Origin of the sequence: Mesorhizobium sp. CO1-1-11 (genome assembly GCF_020164995.1) — a bacterium.
Lineage (GTDB): Bacteria > Pseudomonadota > Alphaproteobacteria > Rhizobiales > Rhizobiaceae > Mesorhizobium > Mesorhizobium australicum.
Genome location: NZ_JAIUHE010000003.1, coordinates 183,252 through 203,870, shown reverse-complemented (window position 1 = coordinate 203,870; position 20,619 = coordinate 183,252). Strand labels below are relative to the sequence as shown.

The following is a 20,619-nucleotide window of genomic DNA, read 5'->3' as shown; positions in this document are numbered from 1 at the left end:
CCTCATGCCATTATCGGGCCTGATAGGTGACCTTGCCGCCGCAGATCGTCGTCACCGGCCGTACCTTGTGCAGATCGGCCGGCGCCGTCTTCTCGATATCGGCCGACAGCACCACCAGATCCGCCATGTAGCCGGATTTCAGCATGCCCTTGCGATGCTCGGCGAATTCCGCATAGGCGCCCTCGACCGTGTAGGCGGCGATCGCTTCATGCAGCGAGAAGCTTTGGTCGGGATCGCTTTCTGCCCATGGCTTGCGCAGCACTGCCGCCTGAATGCCCAGGATCGGGTCGATCGGCGACACTGGCCAATCCGAGGCGAACACGACATGGGCGCCGGCGTCCTTCAAGGTGCGCCAGGCATAGCTCAGCGGCCAGCGGGCCTGCCCGATGCGCGACACGGTGGGCTCCAACGGGAAATCCATGGCGCCGGGCGGATGCGGCGGCTGCATCGAGGCGATGACCCCGAGTTCGGCAAAACGCGGCACATCCGATGGGGTGGTGACCTCGATATGTTCAACGCGATGCCGGCTGTCACGCTTGCCGTTGGCCTTTTGCGCCGCCTCGTAGCCGTCGAGCACGGCACGCACGGCGCCGTCGCCGATCGAGTGTACCGCGATCTGCAGCCCGCGCCTGTCGATGGCGACCGCCAGGTCGATGAACTGCCGTGGCGTGAACAGCGGCTCGCCGACCCAGTCGGGACGATCGGCATAGGGCTCGACCATGACAGCCGTCCACGAGTCCAGCACGCCGTCGTAGAACACCTTGACCATGCCCGAGGACAGCCATTCGCTGTCGTAGCGTTCGGCCATCACGGACGCCTTGTCGAGCATGTCGAGCGTCATGAAGTTCTTGTAGTGGAAAGGGATCTGCACGCGGCAGGGCAGGCCTTCCTCGGCCTCGATCTCGGCCAGCAGTTCGAGCTGGTAGAGATTGCCGTCCATGTTCTGGATCGAGGTGATGCCGTGGCGCGCGCACCAGGCAAGCCCGCGCCGCATGATGTCGCGGTCGGCGGCGCGTTCGGCGGCCGACGGCATCGGGTCCGGCTCACCGCCGGTCGCCAGGCCCAGCCGCACGCGGCCTTCGCCGGCAAGGTCGAGAACCGGGCCGAAGGCCTCGCCCTCGCGCAATTCGCCCGCTGCCAAGCCATCGTCGCCCATGACGATCTCATTGCCCGGACCAAGCATGCGTCCTTTGAGGATGCCCGCCAGTTCAAGCGCCTTTGTGTTGGCCCACATCGTATGGTGGTCGGGGGCGGCCATGACGAATGGCCGGTCCGGCAGGATCGCGTCGAGATGGTGTCGCGTCACCCGCTCGTCGTCGAGCACGGTGTAGTCGACGCTCTGCCCGACCAGCATCCGCGCGTCGGGGTGCGCCGCTGCATAGTCGCGGATCGCCTTCTTCAGCGCCTCGAACCCATGCACGCCCGCCAGTTGCAGATGGGCAAGCTCGGCCGCGCCTGAAAACAGATGCATGTGGGCTTCGATGAAACCCGGGATCACCGATCCGCCATGCGCGTCGATCACCTCCGTGTCCGGTCCTTTAAGCACTTCGATGGAGGTGCGGCTGCCAATGGCGATGATGGCGCCGTCCTTGACGGCAACGGCCTCGGCGGCGGGATTGTCACCGTCCATGGTCAGCACACGACCGTTGATGACAATCAGATCCGCACCATCACCCGCATCCGTGACCGACATCGCAACTCCGCGCTTTTGACGACTGAATGAGACGGGCAAAACTCCGCGTCCAACGACCCGCCACACCACGGAGCGGCGCTATCGGACAATGAATGGTGCCAGTACGCTGTCTTCGAAATTTCCCTTGTTATCCCAAGAGACAGTGTGGATAAAGAATGCGACTGATTATTCGCGTTTGTCAACATGCCGGATTTAGAATGTATTGTGGACAGCACGCCCCGCTTGTGTTGGGACCAGGCAGGGAACGAGGGCATCAAGCAGTGAAGCGCAGTCTCGACCGCAAAACCAAGATAGCGCTCGAGCCGCGCAAGCAGCCGCGGCAACAACGGTCCAGCAAGGTGGTCGACAGGATCCTCGACGCTGCGCTGATCCTGACGCGGGAGCAAGGAACCAGGACACCGACGACGCTCGCCATCGCGCAGCGCGCGGGCCTGTCGGTCGGTTCGGTCTACCAGTACTTTCCCAACAAGGAAGCCATTCTTCTGGATCTCGCCCGGCGCTGGCTGTCATCCTTTCCCGAGGTGATCGCGAGGCGCATCAAGGTCGCCCCGCCCACCAACCGCGAAGAATTTCGGCGGGAAGTGCGCAAGCTGTTCATCGACACGTCCAAGCTCTACCTCGAAAACGCCACCCTGATGCCGGTGATCGAGGCCATTTCAGGCAATGCCGACCTGCGGCCGATCCAGAACGAATATGACGACCAGATCATCGCCCTCTATGCTGCATGGCTGCAGCATGTGAACCCCGCACTCGAAGGCAAGATCGCCAGCCGGCTCGGCGTGCTGATGATGGAGGTCGGGCACGTCTGCCGGCTCGTTGGGCTGAAGAAGGACCGCAGGACATTCGACCTCATCGAGGACGATGTGGAAACCATGTGGCTCGCCTTGGTGAGCCCCTACCTCAACCTTGACTGACCGGTTTCAAATGCAATTCCAGACGGAAAACCGTTTCACACTTTTCCTGGAATTGCCGTAGCTTCGCACTTCGAGAGGAATTTCATGAAGACTGTCTATTCGCCGCTTCACGCCGGTCATGCCGGGCAGATGGAACTGATCACCTCAGCCATCGTGCCCGGCTTCGAAAAGCCCTCGCGGGCGGAGTTCATCAAGGCGCGGGTCGAAAGCGAGAAGCTCGGACCGATCATTGCCCCGGTCGAGCACGACCTCGCCGCCGCCAAGCGCGTCCACCGGGCCGACTACATCGACTTCCTGCCGACCGTCTGGCCGCAATGGATCGCCGAGGGCCATGCGGGCACGGCGATGCCCTTCACCTGGCCGACGCGCGGACTGCGCGGCGACGTGCCGCCCAAGCGCATCGACGCCCTGCTCGGCTACTATTCCTTCGACGGCGGCGCCACCTTCGTCGAGGGCACCTGGGCCGCGATCAAATCGTCCTTTGACGTCGCCCTGACCGCCGCCGGCCTGGTCAAGGACGGCGAGAGGTCGGCCTTCGCGCTCTGCCGTCCGCCCGGCCACCATGCCGGGGCCGGCTTCATGGGCGGCTATTGCTACATCAACAACGCGGCCGTCGCCGCGCAATGGTTCCGCGACCAGGGCGCCAAGCGTGTCTCGATCCTCGATGTCGACTATCACCACGGCAACGGCACGCAGGAGATCTTCTATGACCGCGCCGACGTACAGGTTCTCAACCTGCACGGTGATCCCATGGTCGAGTACCCGTTCTTCCTCGGCCATGCCGATGAGCGTGGCGCGGGGGCCGGCGAAGGCTTCAACATCAACTACCCCATGCCCTTCGGCACCGGCTGGGATGCCTGGAACGTGTCGCTGGAGGATGCCTGCGCCAGGCTCGCCGCCTACGCTCCCGACATCGTCGTCGTCTCGCTCGGCGTCGACACTTTCGAAAAGGACCCGATCAGCCAGTTCAAGCTGAAAAGCCTGGATTATCCGAAGATCGGCCAGCGCATCGCCAAGCTCGGCCTGCCGACGCTGTTCGTCCAGGAAGGCGGCTATGCCGTCGAGGAGATCGGTATCAATGCCGTCGGCGTGCTGACCGGGTTCGAGGATCGGTAGAGCGGTCGTCCAGAAAGCGCAGCGCCTGCGGGGAGGACGGACAAAGGAAGGGTGGCGGCAGCCGCCCTTTTTTGTATCCTGAGGCGCCGCGTAAGCCATCGCAAAAATCATGGCCGGCCTGCGCGGCTCGATTTCCGTGCCCAGGAAATGCAAAGAAATTGGCCGCTGAGTCGCAAGCCGAGTCCACCGGATTCGATTTTGTCAAATCGCGTTTGATGTCGGATTCATCTGCGGGTAGATTAGACCCGAATCAGCCGGTCCTCGGGGGGCGCGGCGACCACCCAAAGTCTCACGTTCCGGAATTTTTCCGGCGCCAGACGCGGATGTCTCGCGTTCCCTGAATGGATTCCGTCTGGTTGGGCGCGGCCCCGCGCCTCGTGTGTGTCTCGTAAAAGTAACGCGTTTTCGGGTTCGGCGGTTGGCACTCCAGCAGCCGGGCATCAGAATTGATTCCGACCAAAAAGCAGCAGATGAGCAGTCCCGCCGCGCCTCTTCAATCCGACACATTGGGCTCGCGCCTGACGTCGCGCGGTGATCTCACCTCCTTCTTCATGGAGCTGACCGCCGAGATCGGCGCCGACAGCTACATGCTGGTCGCCATCGTCCATGACCAGGACCGCAACGATGCACGTATCGTGTCTTCGAACTGGATCTTCGACGCCATCGAGTTGATCGGCAAGCGGCTGATCGCCGGCCTTGCACAAGGCCCGCTCACCGCCGCACCCGGTATCCGTCCGACGCCGCTGGTGGCGGCCCAGGCGCCGGATGCCGGCGGGCTGGTCTCGGGCGAAGAAGCTCGGCTCCTCGACGTGCTCGGCCATGCCGAGGTCTATTCACTGCGGCTGAATGTCGGCCGTCAGCGCCTGTTCGCCTTGTTCTCGGCGGCCGCCGCCGGCCGGATCGACCAGCCGGCGCTGATGAAGGCGCAGCTGAAATGCTGCTACGCGCTTTCGCACATCCCGCAGTTGATCGCCGCTGCGGCGATGCAGGATCCGCTGTCGGACCGCGAGCGCGAATGCTTGTTCTGGGTCTCGGAAGGCAAGACCACCGACGAGGTGGCGGTGATCCTTGGCGTCTCCTCCAACACCGTCAACAGCTACATCACCCACGCCATCCAGAAATTCGCGGCCTCGAACCGTGCGATGGCCATCGCCACGGCGATCAGGAGTGGCATCATTTGAAACACGCCGACATCAAGGAGGCCGCGGAGGCCCTTTTCAACGAGCAGCGCAGCCCGTTCGGTGCCTTCTCGCTGGGATCCGAAACACATCACGCCGTCACCATTCCCGATGCGGTGCGCCGCTGCCGCTGGATCTCAGTCGACATCAATGCCTCGGCCTTCGGCCTGTACTTCGTCAGCCCGTCGCCGGAGCGCGCGCGGCTGGTCCCGTGCTTTGATTCAGATTATCCAGGCGTCGCGGTGGCCACCAAGTTCATTTCAGGCGCCAATGGCGAGGACATCGTTCGCCATAGCCGGATTTCGACCGAGCCGCGCTGGTGGACGGATGATGGCGTGGCGGCCATGGCCGACATGTTCGGCAATCTCGCCTGGACCGGACAGATGGCGCCGCTGACACCCGGGTCGAGCGGCATTGCCTTCCCCGTCCATGCCGATCGCGGTCAATGCGGTCTTGTCGTCTTCCTGGGATCGGAGATCGCGCTGGCGCAGGATGCGCTCTACGAAATTCACGCTCGCTGCTTCTCGCTGTTCGCCGCCGTCGCGCGGATGCGTCCGGGAGACGTCGGCAGAATGCGCTCGATCTCCAAGCGCGAGCTCGAATGCCTGAAGCTGACCGCCAACGGCAACACCAGCGAGGAGATCGCGCGGCTCCTGAAACTGTCGGTGCACACCGCCAACCAGTACCTCACCCAGTCGACCCAAAAGCTCAATGCGGTCAACCGCAACCAAGCGGTCGCCAAGGCGTTGCGGCTGGGGCTTATCGAGTAGCCGCTCTCGGCTGAAGGAAGCGCTTTAGAACGCCAGCGGTTCGACCTTGCGAATGCGGGCCTGTTCGATCACCGCCTCCAGCAGCGCCGTGTTGTGCCCGGGGTCTTCGCCCGGCTTTTCAAACGACACGTAATTGACCAGGACCGTGCTGCCGGTCTCGCTCAGCGTCAGCTGGAAATAGACGGTCACGCCGGGCGGCCTGAGTTCCAGATCGAGCACGATGCGCGGGCTGCCGCTCCAGTCGACATGTGCCTCGCCGCCATGACCGAGCCTAAGCGTACCCGGCATGAAGAACAGCTCCGCCGCTGAATCGACCAGATCCGACAGGCAGGCGAAATGCTCCAGCCGGATGAAGGCGATATAGTCGGCGACGTCGATCAGCCTGAGCTCCACCACCACCTGTTCGATGGCGCTGGCGACGATGATCTCGCGGGATTTTGCGTGCGGTTGCCGGTTCATGAAATCTGTCTGCGCTCAGCCTTTTTCGAGTAGACGATCCGCACCAGTTCGGCGACGGCCTGGTAGAATTGTGATGGGATCACATTATCGACCGAAACTTGCTTGTACATGGAGCGGGCGAGCGCCACGTCCTCGAAGATCGGGATGTTATGCTCCTTGGCGATTTCGCGGATTTTCAGCGCCACCAGATCCTGCCCTTTCGCTACGACCAGCGGCGCCGAATCTTCGTCGCGCACATATTTCAGCGCAATCGAGAAATGGGTCGGATTGGCGATAACGAGCGTCGCGCGCGGCACTGCGGTCATCATCCGCTTACGCGCCCGGTCGCGCGCCAACGAGCGCAGCCGCGACTTGACGATCGGGTCGCCCTCGGACTGCTTGAACTCGTCCTTGACCTCCTGCTTGCTCATGCGCAGGTCCTGCTTCCAGTGAAAGCGCGACCAGACGATATCGATCGCCGCGATCAGTCCCATGACGAACACGATCGCCACCAGTATGTCGACGGCGATGCCACGGATGACGAGGCCGAAAGCGACGGGATTGGTGATCATCCCGGCAAGCAGCTTGCGGTGGTCCTCCGACAGCGTGAAGGTGAGCACGGTGATGGCGAAACCGACCTTTGCGAGCGATTTCAAAAACTCGACCCAGCCCTGGGCGCCGAACATCCGGTTCCAGCCCTTGGCGATCGATATGCGCGACATCTGCGGCCTGATCCGCTCGCCGACGAATTGCGGCATGTTCTGCAGCACGGAGGCGCCGATGCCGGCAACCGTCAGCAGCACCAGCAGGCTCACGACGGCGCGACCCACTTCGAACAAGACCTGCTTGTAAAGCGCGATGACATCGGTCTCGGTGTCCATCGGCCAAGCCTCGGGCTTCTCCAGGAACATCGACAGGAACGTGCTGAGGTCGACGACGGCGTCCTTGGCATAGAAGACTGTGAACACCAGTATGGCGACGAACGAGGCGAGGAGCGCCGTTTCCCTCGAATGGGGCAGCTTGCCCTGTTCGATGGTATCGCGGATCTTCTTTTCCGTCGCCTCTTCGGTTTTCGAGTCCTTGTCGGTGGCGTCGGACATGCCTTAGGCGGCGTTCTGCGTCGAGGGAAGTTCGAAGGCCCCTTCGCGCGACAGGCGGATGGTGGTCGTCACGATCGTCTTGCGCGCGGCCATGATATCGGCGGCCGGGACACCCTCCGAGCCTTGCCCGAGTTCGGCCTCGATCATGCGTCGCGAGCGCGCGCCGATCGCCGACAGCACCGCCTCGGCCAGTGCGGCCGACGTGCCGCGCAGCGCCAGCGTGACAAGCTCGGTCGACAGCCCGTCGAACAAAAGCACGCGCGCCTTCTGGGTGAGCAGCGGCAGGTCGTCGAAAGCGAACAGCCGGGCACGGACACCGTCGAGGTCGGGCGTGCCGGCGGCTTCGAGATCCTGCATGACCTCCTCAAGCAGGGGCTTTTCCAGCTCGTTGAGCACGCTGGCGACGCGCGCCTGCCCGGCCGAAGTGTCCTTGGTGGAGGTATCCGACAGCACGCTGGAGCGCAGCCGGTTCTCGACGATCCTGGTGGCGGCGGCCGGAACGTTGGCCATCGTCACCATGCGCTTGATGATCTCGCCGCGCATCGGCTTCGTCAGTGTCAAAAGCACACTCGCCGCCGCCTGCGGCCCCAATTTCGACAGCACCATGGCCGCCGTCTGCGGGTGTTCGCCCGCCAGGAAGGCGCCCAGCCGCGAGGGTTCGAGCTTTTCGAGATCGGGCCAGATCGGCGGCGGCCCTTCAGGCGCGACCTCGAATTTCTTGTCGCCCATGATGGCGCTCATCTCTTCGGGCGAGAGAGACTCGTTGAGAATGGTGTCCATCCTGTCGGCGGAATCGAGCAGGCCGGCGCCCTCGGTGAACTCGGCCTCGAATTCGGCGACGATGCGCTCGAGATCGCTCTGCGGAATGGTCCTGAGCAGCCGCGCGCCCTCGATCAGCGCCTTCAGCTCTTCCTGCTTGAAGAATTTCAACAGGCGGCTGGCGGACGGTTTGCCCATCGCCACCAATATGGCGGCCGCCTTCTGCGCGCGCGTCAGGGTCGTCAGCGGCGTCGTCATGCCTTTCGCCTCCGCCGCCACCGGCGAGCTCCGCGATCCATGTCTAGGCGCCCTTCGTGCCGGCGATGATTTCGGTCAGCCTGATGCCAAAGCGCGAAGGGTCGCTTTCGAGCACGGTGATCTCGCCGCGCGCGATCTTGCGGCCGTTCACCACGACATCGACCGGCTCGCCGATGCGGCGATTGAGCGCGACCGTCGACCCCTTCTGCAGCGCCATCAGATCGGCAACCGCCATCTCGGTGCTGCCGAGGATGATCTGGACATCGACGGGGATGTTCATGATAACGCTTGAATTGGCCCCCGCCGCAGCCCGGAACGCCGCATCGGGGCGCTGCTCTTCTTCGTGCAAGACCCCCCGCAATTCCTCGATGGCGCGATCGAGCTGCTCGTCCGGCTGGTCGAGCTCTGCTTCTACCTTGGTCTTGGCCATGCGTCGTCTCCAAAAGCTCAGGCGCGCCCGGCACCAGCCGGCATGAGCCCATCGATGAAATCCTGCCCGGCATCGAAAGGATGCCTGATTCGGACGGTGTAATTCTGACCCAGTTTGCCGAACTCGCATACGAACAGCGTCTGGCCGCGCGCGCCGAGGCGAGCCCGCGATTGCGCCGTTTCTTCGAAGTCGATGACCTGGCCCACTTCGAGGTTGGCGAGGTCGCCCAGCGTCAGCCGCGCCAGCGGCATGGTGGCTTCGAGCGCTACGGTCGAGCGCATCACCTCTTCCGAAAAGCGTGCCCGCCAACTGGTGCCATGATCGTCCTCGCTGATGCTGGCCGTGGCATCGCGGCCCGCCAGCACGATGCGCTGCGGCATCGTCACGGTGATCGAGCCGCTGTCGACCGGCGTCGAGATGCCAAGGACGATGCGGATCGCGGCACCGTCGCGCAACACGTGCCGCCTGGCCTCGATCCCCGACATGGCGCGCGGTGCGGGCAGCCGCAGTTCGAGCGAGCGCCGCCCCGATCCGTTCAGCGCCTGCGCCACTTCCTGGAGCACCATGGTCGAGACATCGGCCTCGATCGACGACAGCTCGCGCTCGATCGGCGACACTGGCATGTCCGGGTCGCCGCCGAACAAGGTGGAGACCATGATCGCGATTGCGGGAGCATCCATGACGAGTGTCATCGCGTCCGAGGACGCCGGCGAGCCGACGACGGTCATCGCGAAATTGTCGCCGGCGCGCGAGCGCGCCTCCGGGACGCGGCTGACCTCGACGGCCTTGAGGTCGACAATTACGGGAATGCCGAGCTCGCCCGAGAGTCCCTTCTGCAGCAGCGGCACGGCGCGTTCGGCCATGGCACGGCCGGCGTCGACGACCTGATCGGTCTCACCGCTGTCGCCGACCAGACGCTCGATGATCAACGAACGCGCCTGCGAGGGGCTGCCCGGACTCGTCATGACAGTTTTGGCACCGATCTGTCGCGCATCGCTCAGGCAGCCTTCTTCTCGGCGCTGCCGGTGTTCATGGTGCTCTGCTCGACCGCGTCGATGGTCGGCCGTTCATAGGAGGAGATGGTCTTGCGGCCGAACTCGATCGCCACCTGCGGCAGCGCACCGTTCATGTAGGCGAGCAGCGTCTGCTTGACGATGATGTAGAGGCGGTTCTTCTTCTCGCGCACCGTCTTGATCTTGGTGGCGACAGGTCCAACCACCGCATAGGACAGGAAGATGCCGAGAAAGGTGCCGACCAGCGCTGCGCCGATCAGGCCGCCGAGGATTTCCGGCGACTGGTCAAGCGCGCCCATCGCCTTGACCACGCCGAGCACGGCGGCGACGATGCCGAGCGCCGGCAGGCCGTCGCCGACCGCGACCAGCGCGTGATAGGCCTTCATCTTGTCGGATTTGATGGTCTGGATTTCCTCGTCCATCAGCGCCTCGATCTCGTGTGAGCGGGCATTGCCGATGATGATGATGCGGCAGTAGTCGCAGATGAAATTCATCAAATCGTGGTTCTTGAGCACGGTCGGAAAGGCCTGGAAGATCGCCGACTCCTCCGGATTGTCGATATGCGCCTCGACCTCGCTGCGCGACTTGGAGCGCAACTCGCGCATCAGGCTGTGCAGCACGCCGAGCGTTTCCAGATAGTCCTGCTCCTTCGGCACCGCCTGCTTGAAGGCTTCCAGAATGCCCTTGCCGGTATCCTTGACCGTCTTCATCGGATTGGCGACCAGGAAGGTGCCGAGTGCGGCGCCGCAGATGACCACGGCTTCCCATGGCTGCACCAGCACGTGCAGATGCCCGCCCATGGCCATGAAGCCGCCAAGGACGCAGCCAAGCGTCACCACAAGTCCAATCAGAATGCCCACGACCGGTCCTTCCGCATTTCACGTCGGACAAGGGATAGTCCCCGTGCCTTGTGTGAGGCTTGAATCCGAGCCGCCATGGCACGAAAGTTGGCGATTCAGTTTCGCGCAAGGAAGTGAGCTTATTGTGCTGGCATAGCTTCGGCCGGAGGCGCGTCCTTGCTCAGTACCTATACCAGCTACCAGTTGATCACCAAAGACATCAACAAGTCGATCGATCGCATCGAGCAACAGCCGACGGTCGACCGCGATACCCAATATTATCTCGCCAACATCACCAAGGTGAAATCGATCGACGATTTCGTCAAAAATGACCGGCTGTTCAAATACGCCATGAAGGCCTACGGCCTGGAGAACATGGACTACGCCAAGGCGTTCATGGTGAAGGCACTCAAGGAAGGCGTCTCCGATCCCAACAGTTTTGCCAACAAACTGACCGACAAGCGCTACGCCGCGTTCGTCAGCGCCTTCAATTTCGCCGCCAACGGCCCCAATGCGACGATCTACAACAAGGCGCAGCAACTGGTGACCAGCAACTATGCGCTGCAAGTCCAGATCGGCGCCTCGCAGGCAGGACTCTCCTACTACCAGAGTGAAACCGCCTACTACGTCACCAACATCTCCAAGGTGAAGTCGATCGACGACCTGATGGGCAACAGCCGCCTGCTGACATACGCGATGGCCGCGTTCGGCCTCGACGCCGAGACCGAACCGGCCGCAACCGTCAGGGCCATGCTCGAAGGTGGCGTCAGCGACCCCAACAGTCCCGCCAACAAACTGACCGACAAGAGCTACGCCAACTTTGTCTCGGCCTTCGACTTCGCCCAGTATGGCGATCAGACAACCACGCGCGATGCTGCCCAGCAGGCGGTGCCGAAAGGCTATGTGGCCGGAACCGGACTGAAATTGGTCGAACCGAGCGCCCAGTATATCAAGGGCGAGGCGGACTATTACGCGGCAAACATCTCCAAGGTGAAGTCGATCGACGATCTCATGGCGGACAGGCGCCTGCTCACCTTCGCCATGGCTTCCTACGGATTGGATGCGTCGACCGAAAAGCCGCTGCAGATCAGCACGATGCTGGCGGGCGGCGTCAGCGATCCCAACAGCCCGGCAAACAAGCTGACGGACAAACGCTACGCCAACTTCGTCACGGCGTTCAACTTTGCCCAATATGGCGATCAGACAACGTCGCGCGACGAGGTGCTGAAAGACACGCCGAAGATCTACACCACCGGGTCGGCCCTTGGCCTGATCCCGCCGAACGCGGACTCCATAAAATCGGAGACCGCATACTACCTTGCCAACGTCACGAACGTGAAATCCATCGACGACCTGATGGCCAACAGCCGGTTGTACAACTATGCGCTCTCGGCTTACGGACTCGATCCGGCGACGGAAAGCAAGGATCTCATCCGCAGCGTGCTGACCGGGGGCATTCGCGACGCCGACAGCGTCGCCAACAAGATGACGAACAAGGCTTATGCCGGGCTCGCCGCCGCTTTCAACTTCGAGCAGTACGGCGAAGCAGCCACCACCATCAATCCGGCGCAGCAGCCGACCGTCGACAACTACATGCGCCAGACTCTCGAGGAGGACGCCGGCAAGACCAATGAGGGCGTGCGGCTGGCGCTCTATTTCGACCGCAAAGCATCAACCATCACCAGCTGGTACGACGTGCTGGCCGACACGGCGCTTGCCAGCGTGGTGCGCACCGCGCTGGGGCTGCCCGATTCTTTCGCCACCGCCGACATCGACAAGCAGGCGCAATTGTTCGGGCAGAAGCTCGACATCTCGGATTTCACCGACCCGGTGAAACTGAACAAGTTCCTGACCCGCTTCACCAGCATGTACGAGATCAACAATCCGACCTCGACGGCGGTGACGTCGGTCAGCGTGCTCTTTGCCAAACCGGTCACATCGGGCATCTCCACCGACCTGATGATGGCCATGCAGAAACTGAAGTTCTGATCATGCGAGACAGTCTCTACGTTGCCCTCTCCGCGCAGATAGCCCTCGAGCGCCGGCTCGACACGATCGCCGACAACGTCGCCAACGCCAGCACCGTCGGCTTTCGCGCCACCGGCGTGAAGTTCGAGGACGTGGTGTCTGGCGCAGGGCAGAAGTCGGTTTCGTTCGCCTCCTCCGGCAAGACCTTTCTGTCGGGGGCACACGGCGCCATGACGGAGACCGGCAACCCGTTCGATTTCGCCATCCAGGGCGACGCCTGGTTCGCCATCGACACGCCAGTTGGCACCGTCATGACCCGCGACGGCCGTTTCTCGATGAACGAGAATGGCGAGCTGATGTCGGTCGAGGGCCATCCGGTGCTCGACGCCGGCGGGGCGCCGATCCAGCTCGATCCCCGCAACGGTCCGCCCAAGGCCGGCGCCGACGGCTCGCTGCGCCAGAACGAACAGCTCGTCGGCTCCATCGGCCTCTACAATTTCGACCCGGGCGAGAATTTCGTGCGCTACGGCAATTCCGGCATTGTGCCCGCACGCACGCCCGAACCGGTCACCGACCGCTCCGACATCGGCGTCGCCCAGGGTTTCCTCGAGGAATCCAACGTCAATCCCGTGCTGGAAATGACCCGGCTGATCATGGTCCAGCGCGCCTTCGAGAACACTGCCGCGCTGATGCGGCAGACCGATTCCTCCGCCGAGGAGGCGATAAAGACGCTCGGCTCGAAGTCGTAGCATGTCGTCAGAGCAGCCAGCCCTCCGCGCACCCGAAAGACAGCTCCAGCCGGCGCCGCTGGATCGGCTTGCCGCTTTGGAGCGGATTATCAGGCGCTTTGGCGACAGCGACGGGCTGGTCAAGCGCGGCGGGCTCGTCACCGAAGTCACATCAACGCACTACAAGGTGCGCGGCCTTTCCGATTTCACCAGGCTGGGTGACATTGTCGAGCAGCGCGGTCAGTCTGGCTCGCGCCGCGGCGAGATCGTCAAGATCAGCCGCGACGAGGTTGTGATCGCCCCCTTCGAACGCAGCGCCGACGCCGGCATCGGCGATGCCGTGTTCCGCAGGGGTCCGCTCGCGGTGGCGCCGCATGCCTCGTGGCGCGGCCGCGCCATCGACGCGCTCACCCGGGCAATCGACGGTGGTCCGCCCTTGGTCAGGGGCGACGACATGTCGGCGGCCGCCGCGACACCCGGCGCCATGGCGCGGCAGCGCGTCGGTACCGCCTTCATGACCGGCGTCAAGGTCATCGACATCTTCACGCCACTCTGCTTCGGCCAGCGCATGGGCGTCTTCGCCGGATCGGGCGTCGGCAAGTCGACGCTGCTTGCCATGCTCGCCGGCGCCGACGCGTTCGACACCGTCGTCGTGGCGCTGATCGGCGAACGCGGCCGCGAGGTCCGCGAATTCCTCGAGGATACGATCGGCGACAGCATGGCCAAGACCGTGGCCGTCGTCGCCACCAGCGACGAGAGCGCCATGATGCGTCGGCGCGCGCCAGACACCGCCATGCGCGTCGCCGAGCATTTTCGCGACCAGGGCCACCGTGTGCTGCTGGTGCTGGATTCGATCACCCGCTTCGCTCACGCCCTGCGCGAGGTGGCGACGGGAACCGGCGAGCCGCCGGTTGCCCGCGGCTATCCCGCCTCGGTCTTCACCGAACTGCCCAAGCTGCTCGAGCGCGCCGGGCCTGGAACCGAAGGCCCAGGATTGGAAGGCAAGGGATCGATCACGGCCATCATTTCCGTGCTGGTCGACGGCGATGATCACAACGATCCGGTCGCCGATTCGGTGCGCGGCATCCTCGACGGCCATGTCGTGCTCGACCGCGCGATCGCCGAACAGGGGCGCTATCCGCCCGTCAATCCGCTGTCGTCTATCTCGCGACTGGCCGGCAAGGCCTGGAGTGTCGAACAGCGAGCCCTGGTGACGCGGCTGAAGTCGATGATCTCCCGCTTCGAGGACACGCGCGACATCCGGCTGCTCGGCGCCTATCAGGGCGGCGTCGACGCTGAACTCGATATGGCCGTACGCCAGGTGCCCGTCATCTATGAGGCGCTGACGCAATCGCCCAGGGACCGTCCGTCCGCCGATCCGTTCTCCGATCTTGCCCGCCATCTCAAGGGAAAGCAGAATGCCGAACCAGGAGACTGAACGCCAGTACACCGAGCGACTCCTGAACGAGATGATCGCCGAAGCGAACGCCGCGGAGCAGGCTCGAGCGGAGGAGGCCAGGGTCGCCAGGGCAAACGCCGCCGCCGCCATGGCTGCCCGGACCGCGGTTGTTCTGGCCAAGGCCGTCAAATCGGCTCTCCCCAGATCCGAGCCTTTGCCGGCCCGGACTGCCGAGCCCCCTGTGAATTCCCTTCCCCGCGTCGAGGCTGCCGATATGGCTCAAGCCAGTCGCGAATCGCTGATCGATGGCCTGTTTGCCGCCAGCGAATGGCCGCAGCCGCCAAAGCCGCAATTCCCCAGACTGGGCAAGAAGAAGGCGGACCGTCGCAGCGACGTCGTCATCGCCGCGCTCGGCATCACGCTCGGCCTGACCTGCGCCCTGTTTCCCTGGTACATCTTCTTCAACCAGGACCAGTTCGGCGTGCAGGCGATCAAGTTCGGCGGCACCGGTACCAATTCGGGACGTGCGGGAGGTGGCGTGGTCGCCGAGCGCAGCGCGCCGCTGACCGCCAGGGACGTTCCCAACGCCGATGTAGATCTGCTTGCCACCGGCACGGTGCAGGACGATTCCAAAACGCAGCCGCCCGGCGAGCAACCCTTCCCCGCCGACATCGCGAAGTTCCGCATGGTCCATGTCGCCAATGGCCGCGCCATGATCGAGGACGACACCGGCCTGTGGATGGTCCAGCGCGGTTCGACGCTGCCGGATTCCAGCAAGGTATCGGCGATCGAGCAGCGCAACGGCAAATGGGTCATGCTCACCAGCGCCAACCAGGTGATCGAGCTTTCCAGATAAGCCGTCACGGTTTTGTGCCGAGGATGATTTCAGGTCGGATCGTCCTGAAATCATCCGTCTCCATTTCAAGGGATGGAGCATGATGTCGTCCGAAAACCGCTTCACCGTTTCGCCTTCACGTTCTAGCGACCGATCGCAAGGTCCGCGCAAGACTGGCGTCCTAGTCTTTGGGCACATGCCCGGAGATTCCCATGGAGCCTGTTTCCCTTTTCGATCTCGCCGCCAAGCAAGCGCAGTGGCTGTCGGTGCGTCAGTCGGCGGTCGCCGGCAACATCGCCAATGCCAACACGCCGGGCTACACGGCAAACGATGTCGAGCCGTTCGAGAAGGTGCTCGACCGCACCGCGGTGTCGCTCCAGATCACCGAGCCCGGTCATCTCGGCACTGCGGCGACCAATGCCGGCTTCTCCATCAAGCCGCAGGCAGACGACGGCGTGGTCATGCCCTCCAAGAACACGGTCGTGCTTGAAGACCAGCTTCTCAAGGCCGGCGAGGTGCGCCGCTCCTTCGAGCTCAACACGGCCATCGTCAAGGCATTCCACTCAATGATGATGATGGCGGTCAAGAGCTGACCATGGACGCACTGACCGCAGCCCTCAAAGTCGCAGCATCAGGCCTTGGCGCTCAGTCCGAGCGCCTGCGCGTGGTTTCGGAAAACCTCGCCAACGCCCAGTCGACAGGCACCACGCCGGGCGCCGACCCGTATCGCCGCAAGACCATCAGCTTCGTCTCCGAACTCGACCGGGCCTCCGGCAGCTCGACGGTGGAGGTGAATTCGATCGACCGCGACCCGAGCAATTTTCCGGTCGAATTCCAGCCCGGCAACGAGGCCGCCGACGACAAGGGCTACGTCAAGATGCCCAATGTGAACGTGCTGATCGAGATGGCCGACATGACCGAGGCCAACCGCTCCTACGAGGCCAACCTGCAAGTCGTGAAGCAGGCGCGTGATCTCATTTCAATGACCATCGACCTGATGAGGAACCAATGATCGTCAACGGCATCGGCGCGCTTAACCTGAAGCCTGGGCTGGGCGATACAGCCACCGATCTGCTGCAGGGTGGCGTTGCGCCGGCGGCATCGGGCAACCTTGGCACCTCCTTCGCCGAAGCGGTGAGCCAGGCTGCCTCCAAGACCGTCAGCACCATGCAGAATGCCGAGCAGGTGTCGATGCAGGCGCTCAAGGGCGACGCCGACACCCGCCAGGTGGTCGATGCCGTGATGAGCGCCCAGCAGGCGCTGCAGACCGCCGTCGCCATCCGCGACAAGGTGGTCTCGGCCTATCTCGAAGTCAGTCGCATGGGCATCTGAGGAGCAGGCCATGAAAGCACTCGCCATCGCCGCCACCGGCATGAATGCCCAGCAGACCAATCTGGAAGTCATCGCCAACAACATCGCCAACATCAACACCACCGGCTACAAGCGCGCGCGCGCCGAATTCTCCGACCTGCTCTACCAGGTCGATCGCACGCAAGGCGTCCCCAACCGCTCCAATGCCTCGCTGGTGCCGGAAGGCGTTTCGATCGGTCTCGGCGTCAAGACGACCGCCGTGCGCAACGTCCACACCCAGGGTGAACTGACCAGCACCGGCAACAGCTTCGACATGGCGCTCACCGGCAGGGGCTGGTTCCAGATCGAAGGCGCCGATGGCGGTACGCTCTATACCCGCGCCGGCGCCTTCAACACCAACGCCACCGGCCAGCTGGTGACGGTGGACGGCGCCAGTGTCATTCCGGCCATCACCGTGCCGACTGATGCGGTCGAAGTCATCGTCAACAAGACCGGCCAGGTCTTCGCCCGCATCGACGGCCAGACCGACCTGCAGAACCTCGGCCAGCTCCAGATCGTCAACTTCGCCAACGAGGCGGGCCTCGCGCCGCTCGGCGACAATCTCTTCCAGGAGACAACGGCTTCCGGCCCGGCCAATGTCGGCGTGCCCGGCGATCCCGGCTTCGCCACCATCCAGCAAGGCTATCTCGAGGCCTCCAATGTCGACCCGGTCAAGGAAATCACCGAACTGATCTCGGCGCAGCGCGCCTATGAAATGAACTCCAAGGTCATCCAGGCCGCCGACGACATGGCCTCCGTCGTCTCCAAGAACATCAGGTAACGGATGATGGCCATGCCGATCTCCTGCTCCGCATTCCGTCGCGCCGCGCTCGCCCTTGCGCTGGTAGCCTGCGGCATGCCGGCTTTCGCCCAGGACTCGGCCAACCAGATCGCCAGCAACCAACCTGCTGGCGAGGTCGTGCTGATCCCCAACCGGGTCATTTATCCCGGCGAGACCATTGAACTCACCGCCCTGAAGCAGGTCACCCTCATCCCCGGCAAGCATAAGCCCGATGCTGTTGCGACCCGTTCCGAGGAATTGCAGGGCAAGATCGCCAAGCGCACGCTGCTGCCCGGCCGCTACATTCCTTCAGTCGCCGTCCGTGAGGCCTGGCTGGTCGAGCAGGGTGCCGCTGTGCAGGTCTTCTTCGTCGCCGGCGGGCTGACGATCACGGCCACCGCCGTGACCTTGCAGCCGGGTTCGGCGGGCGACTTCATCAAGGTCCGCAACAGCGACAGCGGCAAGATTCTCTCGGGCACGGTGATGGCCGACGGCACCATCCAGGTCGGCGCTTCATGATGCGCCCGCTTGCCCTTCTGATTGCGGCCACGCTCGGTCTGCAGCCGGCACTAGCCGATGGCCTGACGCCCAAGGCCAAGCGCGAACTCGCCGCCAGGAATGGCGGTGTCTACGACGATCCCGAATATGATCCCGCCACCACCACGCGCATGTTCCGCGTTTCGCCCGGACCAAGCTCGCTGCCGCCTGGCCAGGTCGCCTCGCGCATCAAGGATATCGCGCAGCTGCAGAGTTCGCGCGACAACCAGCTCGTCGGCTACGGCCTCGTCATCGGGCTCGCCGGATCCGGCGACAGCCTGCGCAACTCGCCGTTCACCGAACAGTCGATCCGCGCCATGCTCGAAAATCTCGGCATCGCCACCGAAGGCGGCAGCGCACGCGCCAAGAACGTCGCCGCCGTCATCGTCACCGCCAACATGCCGCCCTATGTGCAGTCCGGCGCCCGCATCGACATCGACGTCTCCTCGATGGGCGACGCTACCTCGCTTGCCGGCGGCACGCTGATCATGACGCCGCTGAAGGCGGCGGACGGGGAGATCTACGCCGTCGGCCAGGGCGCGGTCATCGTTTCCGGTTTCATCGCGCAAGGCCAGGCCGAGCAGTTGACGCAAGGCGTACCGACCGCCGGCCGCGTGCCGAACGGGGCCATAATCGAGCGGCAGGTGAAGGCCGAGTTCGATGACCAGTCGACGCTGACACTGCAATTGCGCAATCCCGATTTTTCGACCGCCATCCGCATCGCCGACGCGATCAACGACTACACCGCCCAGCGCTTCGGAATGCGCGTGGCGGCAGAGCGCGATTCCCGCACCGTGCAGATTAGGCGGCCGAAGAGCGTTTCGGCGGCCCGCTTCTATGCCGAGATCGAAAACCTGGTGGTCGAGTCCGACACGCCGGCCCGCGTCGTCATCGACGAGCGCACCGGTACCATCGTCATCGGCAACGACGTCAAGATCTCACGTGTCGCCATCAGCCACGGCACGCTGACGGTGCGCATTACGGAAGCGCCGCGCGTGGTGCAGCCCGAACCCTTCTCCAAGGGCGAAACCGCCGTCGAACCGTTCACAGCCATCGATGCCACCCGGCCCAACGCCCGCGTCGCCGTGCTCGACGGGCCCGACCTGCAAACTCTCGTTTCCGGCCTCAACCGTCTCGGCGTCAAGCCGGACGGCATCATTGCCATCCTGCAAGGCATCAAGTCGGCCGGCGCCTTGCAAGCCGATCTGGTTCTCCAATAGCGATGTCGATGATCACCTCCCTCTCATCCCATCAAGGACGCCCTCCCCGCGCAATCTTGTTCGCGGCCACGGTCCTCGCGGCCATGTCCGCTTCGAGCAGCGGCGCACGCGCCGAGGATGTCGTTCGCCAAATTCTGCCCGGAGCGCAGCCCGCGGTCGCACCGCAGCAACTGACACGAGAAAAGGCGCCGGACCAGAGCGAGATCGAGCGCTTCTGCTCCAACATCGCCGACGCCGCGCGCGACCGCCGCTATGCCTTGCAGGCGGAAGAGTTAAAACAGCTGCAGGCAGGCATCGACGAGCGCATGAAGGCGCTAGACGCAAAAAAAGCCGAATACGAAACCTGGTTGAAGCGGCGCGAGGTGTTTCTGGCCCGGGCCGAGGACGGCGTCGTCAAGATCTATGCCGGCATGAAGCCCGATGCGGCGGCCGAACGCCTGGCGATCGTCAATGCGGACCTCGCCGCGGCCATCCTGACGAAGCTCGATTCACGCAAGGCGGGCGTCATCCTCAACGAAATGGACCAGAAGGCGGCGGCGACGCTCACCGGCATCATGGCCAGCGCAGCCCGAAGGGTAGATCCGTCATGATCCGCAGAATGCTCATCCTGTGCGCGGCGGCAGCCTTGTCCGGCTGCGCAACCAATTTCAAGGAAATCGGTAGGGAACCATCGCTGTCGCCGGTCGGTTCGGGCATCGGCGGCGACGGGGCGGCACCCTACAGCTATCCTCAGCCGCCCGCCGCGCCGGTCAAGAAGTTCTCTTTGTGGGACGACCGCCAGAGCCGGCTGTTCACCGATCCCAGGGCGCTGCGCGAAGGCGACATCCTGACCGTCAGGATCAAGCTCAACGACAAGGCCAACTTCAAGAACCAGAACGACCGGAGCCGCACCGCCGCACGCAAGCTGGGTTATGACGTCACGCTCGGATGGGAAGGCAACAGCACCAGCGGCAAGGGCGACGCCGGCTTGAGTTCCAGCACCGAAACCAATGCCGACGGCGAAATCAAGCGCTCCGAAAACCTGGAGCTCAACGTCGCCGCCGTCGTCACCGAGGTCCTGCCCAACGGCAATTTGATGATCAGGGGTTCCCAGGAAGTGCGCGTCAACTACGAGCTCAGGGTGCTCACCATCGCCGGCATGGTGCGCCCGTCGGACATCGGCGCGGAAAACACCATCTCCTATGAACGCATCGCCGAGGCGCGCATCTCCTATGGCGGCCGTGGCCGCGTCAGCGAGGTCCAGCAGCCGGCTTATGGCCAGCAGGTCCTCGACCAGGTTCTTCCGTTCTAGGC

At 63.8% G+C, this 20,619-nt stretch carries 23 protein-coding genes; 16 read left to right on the top strand and 7 right to left on the bottom strand.

Annotation, left to right across the window (positions count from 1 at the left end; genetic code table 11):
* Positions 1-10: 10 nt before the first annotated feature.
* Entirely contained in the window at positions 11-1,693 is a 1,683-nt protein-coding gene (locus LB554_RS04900; RefSeq protein ID WP_224583359.1) for an amidohydrolase, read from the bottom strand.
* 260 nt (positions 1,694-1,953) lie between these two features.
* Between LB554_RS04900 and LB554_RS04895 the strand changes: the two genes are divergently transcribed.
* From LB554_RS04895 to LB554_RS04880, 4 genes are all read left to right on the top strand, one after another.
* Positions 1,954-2,607: a TetR/AcrR family transcriptional regulator gene (locus tag LB554_RS04895; RefSeq protein ID WP_140823150.1), complete on the top strand. Its 654-nt coding sequence runs from the start codon at positions 1,954-1,956 to the stop codon at positions 2,605-2,607.
* 84 nt (positions 2,608-2,691) lie between these two features.
* Positions 2,692-3,723 (top strand): histone deacetylase family protein, encoded by a 1,032-nt coding sequence (locus LB554_RS04890; protein ID WP_140661823.1) that lies wholly within the window; start codon positions 2,692-2,694, stop codon positions 3,721-3,723.
* A 470-nt stretch (positions 3,724-4,193) separates the two neighbouring features.
* The gene (locus LB554_RS04885) at positions 4,194-4,904 is read left to right on the top strand and encodes a helix-turn-helix transcriptional regulator (RefSeq protein ID WP_041163672.1); all 711 of its coding nucleotides are present in this window, start codon (positions 4,194-4,196) and stop codon (positions 4,902-4,904) included.
* Positions 4,901-5,671 carry a helix-turn-helix transcriptional regulator gene (locus LB554_RS04880; protein ID WP_015315926.1) on the top strand — a complete coding sequence of 257 codons (771 nt, stop codon included), beginning with the start codon at positions 4,901-4,903 and terminating at the stop codon, positions 5,669-5,671. Before LB554_RS04885 ends, LB554_RS04880 begins: the two co-directional genes overlap by 4 nt.
* A 24-nt stretch (positions 5,672-5,695) precedes the next feature.
* On the opposite strand, the gene LB554_RS04875 is transcribed toward LB554_RS04880, so the two are convergent.
* The 6 genes from LB554_RS04875 to motA are packed head-to-tail and all read right to left on the bottom strand — an operon-like array spanning position 5,696 to position 10,529.
* Complete coding sequence (locus tag LB554_RS04875) at positions 5,696-6,130, bottom strand: hypothetical protein (RefSeq protein WP_015315925.1); 435 nt, start codon at positions 6,128-6,130, stop codon at positions 5,696-5,698.
* Positions 6,127-7,209, bottom strand: coding sequence for a flagellar biosynthesis protein FlhB (gene flhB / locus LB554_RS04870; protein WP_140713476.1), 1,083 nt, complete (start codon positions 7,207-7,209; stop codon positions 6,127-6,129). Before flhB ends, LB554_RS04875 begins: the two co-directional genes overlap by 4 nt.
* 3 nt (positions 7,210-7,212) lie before the next feature.
* On the bottom strand, positions 7,213-8,226 hold the full coding sequence (locus tag LB554_RS04865) for a flagellar motor switch protein FliG (protein ID WP_140619464.1): 1,014 nt from the start codon (positions 8,224-8,226) through the stop codon (positions 7,213-7,215).
* Positions 8,227-8,269: 43 nt separating this feature from the next.
* Positions 8,270-8,656 (bottom strand): flagellar motor switch protein FliN, encoded by a 387-nt coding sequence (gene fliN, locus LB554_RS04860; RefSeq protein WP_015315922.1) that lies wholly within the window; start codon positions 8,654-8,656, stop codon positions 8,270-8,272.
* A gap of 17 nt (positions 8,657-8,673) precedes the next feature.
* Positions 8,674-9,621, bottom strand: a complete 948-nt coding sequence (locus LB554_RS04855) for a FliM/FliN family flagellar motor switch protein (protein WP_140619462.1) — start codon at positions 9,619-9,621, stop codon at positions 8,674-8,676.
* Between the two features lie 32 nt (positions 9,622-9,653).
* Positions 9,654-10,529: a flagellar motor stator protein MotA gene (motA, locus tag LB554_RS04850; protein ID WP_015315920.1), complete on the bottom strand. Its 876-nt coding sequence runs from the start codon at positions 10,527-10,529 to the stop codon at positions 9,654-9,656.
* 156 nt (positions 10,530-10,685) lie between these two features.
* Between motA and LB554_RS04845 the strand changes: the two genes are divergently transcribed.
* From LB554_RS04845 to flgH, 12 genes are all read left to right on the top strand, one after another.
* Positions 10,686-12,497, top strand: a complete 1,812-nt coding sequence (locus LB554_RS04845) for a DUF1217 domain-containing protein (RefSeq protein ID WP_224583357.1) — start codon at positions 10,686-10,688, stop codon at positions 12,495-12,497.
* 2 nt (positions 12,498-12,499) lie between these two features.
* Positions 12,500-13,225, top strand: a complete 726-nt coding sequence (flgF, locus tag LB554_RS04840) for a flagellar basal-body rod protein FlgF (protein WP_015315918.1) — start codon at positions 12,500-12,502, stop codon at positions 13,223-13,225.
* 1 nt (position 13,226) lies between these two features.
* Positions 13,227-14,642, top strand: a complete 1,416-nt coding sequence (gene fliI, locus LB554_RS04835) for a flagellar protein export ATPase FliI (protein WP_015315917.1) — start codon at positions 13,227-13,229, stop codon at positions 14,640-14,642.
* Between the two features lie 235 nt (positions 14,643-14,877).
* Positions 14,878-15,459, top strand: coding sequence for a hypothetical protein (locus LB554_RS04830; protein ID WP_224583355.1), 582 nt, complete (start codon positions 14,878-14,880; stop codon positions 15,457-15,459).
* Positions 15,460-15,650: 191 nt separating this feature from the next.
* Positions 15,651-16,031 (top strand): flagellar basal body rod protein FlgB, encoded by a 381-nt coding sequence (gene flgB, locus LB554_RS04825; RefSeq protein WP_224583353.1) that lies wholly within the window; start codon positions 15,651-15,653, stop codon positions 16,029-16,031.
* A 2-nt stretch (positions 16,032-16,033) separates the two neighbouring features.
* Positions 16,034-16,450, top strand: a complete 417-nt coding sequence (flgC, locus tag LB554_RS04820) for a flagellar basal body rod protein FlgC (protein WP_015315914.1) — start codon at positions 16,034-16,036, stop codon at positions 16,448-16,450.
* Positions 16,447-16,770, top strand: coding sequence for a flagellar hook-basal body complex protein FliE (locus LB554_RS04815; protein ID WP_181166333.1), 324 nt, complete (start codon positions 16,447-16,449; stop codon positions 16,768-16,770). The genes flgC and LB554_RS04815 overlap by 4 nt, the downstream gene beginning before the upstream one ends.
* Before the next feature lie 10 nt (positions 16,771-16,780).
* The gene (gene flgG, locus LB554_RS04810; protein WP_015315912.1) at positions 16,781-17,569 is read left to right on the top strand and encodes a flagellar basal-body rod protein FlgG; all 789 of its coding nucleotides are present in this window, start codon (positions 16,781-16,783) and stop codon (positions 17,567-17,569) included.
* 6 nt (positions 17,570-17,575) lie between these two features.
* Positions 17,576-18,088 carry a flagellar basal body P-ring formation chaperone FlgA gene (gene flgA / locus LB554_RS04805; RefSeq protein WP_015315911.1) on the top strand — a complete coding sequence of 171 codons (513 nt, stop codon included), beginning with the start codon at positions 17,576-17,578 and terminating at the stop codon, positions 18,086-18,088.
* Entirely contained in the window at positions 18,085-19,326 is a 1,242-nt protein-coding gene (locus LB554_RS04800) for a flagellar basal body P-ring protein FlgI (protein WP_224583351.1), read from the top strand. Before flgA ends, LB554_RS04800 begins: the two co-directional genes overlap by 4 nt.
* 2 nt (positions 19,327-19,328) lie before the next feature.
* Complete coding sequence (locus LB554_RS04795; RefSeq protein ID WP_224583349.1) at positions 19,329-19,916, top strand: MotE family protein; 588 nt, start codon at positions 19,329-19,331, stop codon at positions 19,914-19,916.
* Positions 19,913-20,617: a flagellar basal body L-ring protein FlgH gene (gene flgH, locus LB554_RS04790; protein WP_015315908.1), complete on the top strand. Its 705-nt coding sequence runs from the start codon at positions 19,913-19,915 to the stop codon at positions 20,615-20,617. Before LB554_RS04795 ends, flgH begins: the two co-directional genes overlap by 4 nt.
* The last annotated feature ends 2 nt before the right edge of the window (positions 20,618-20,619 follow it).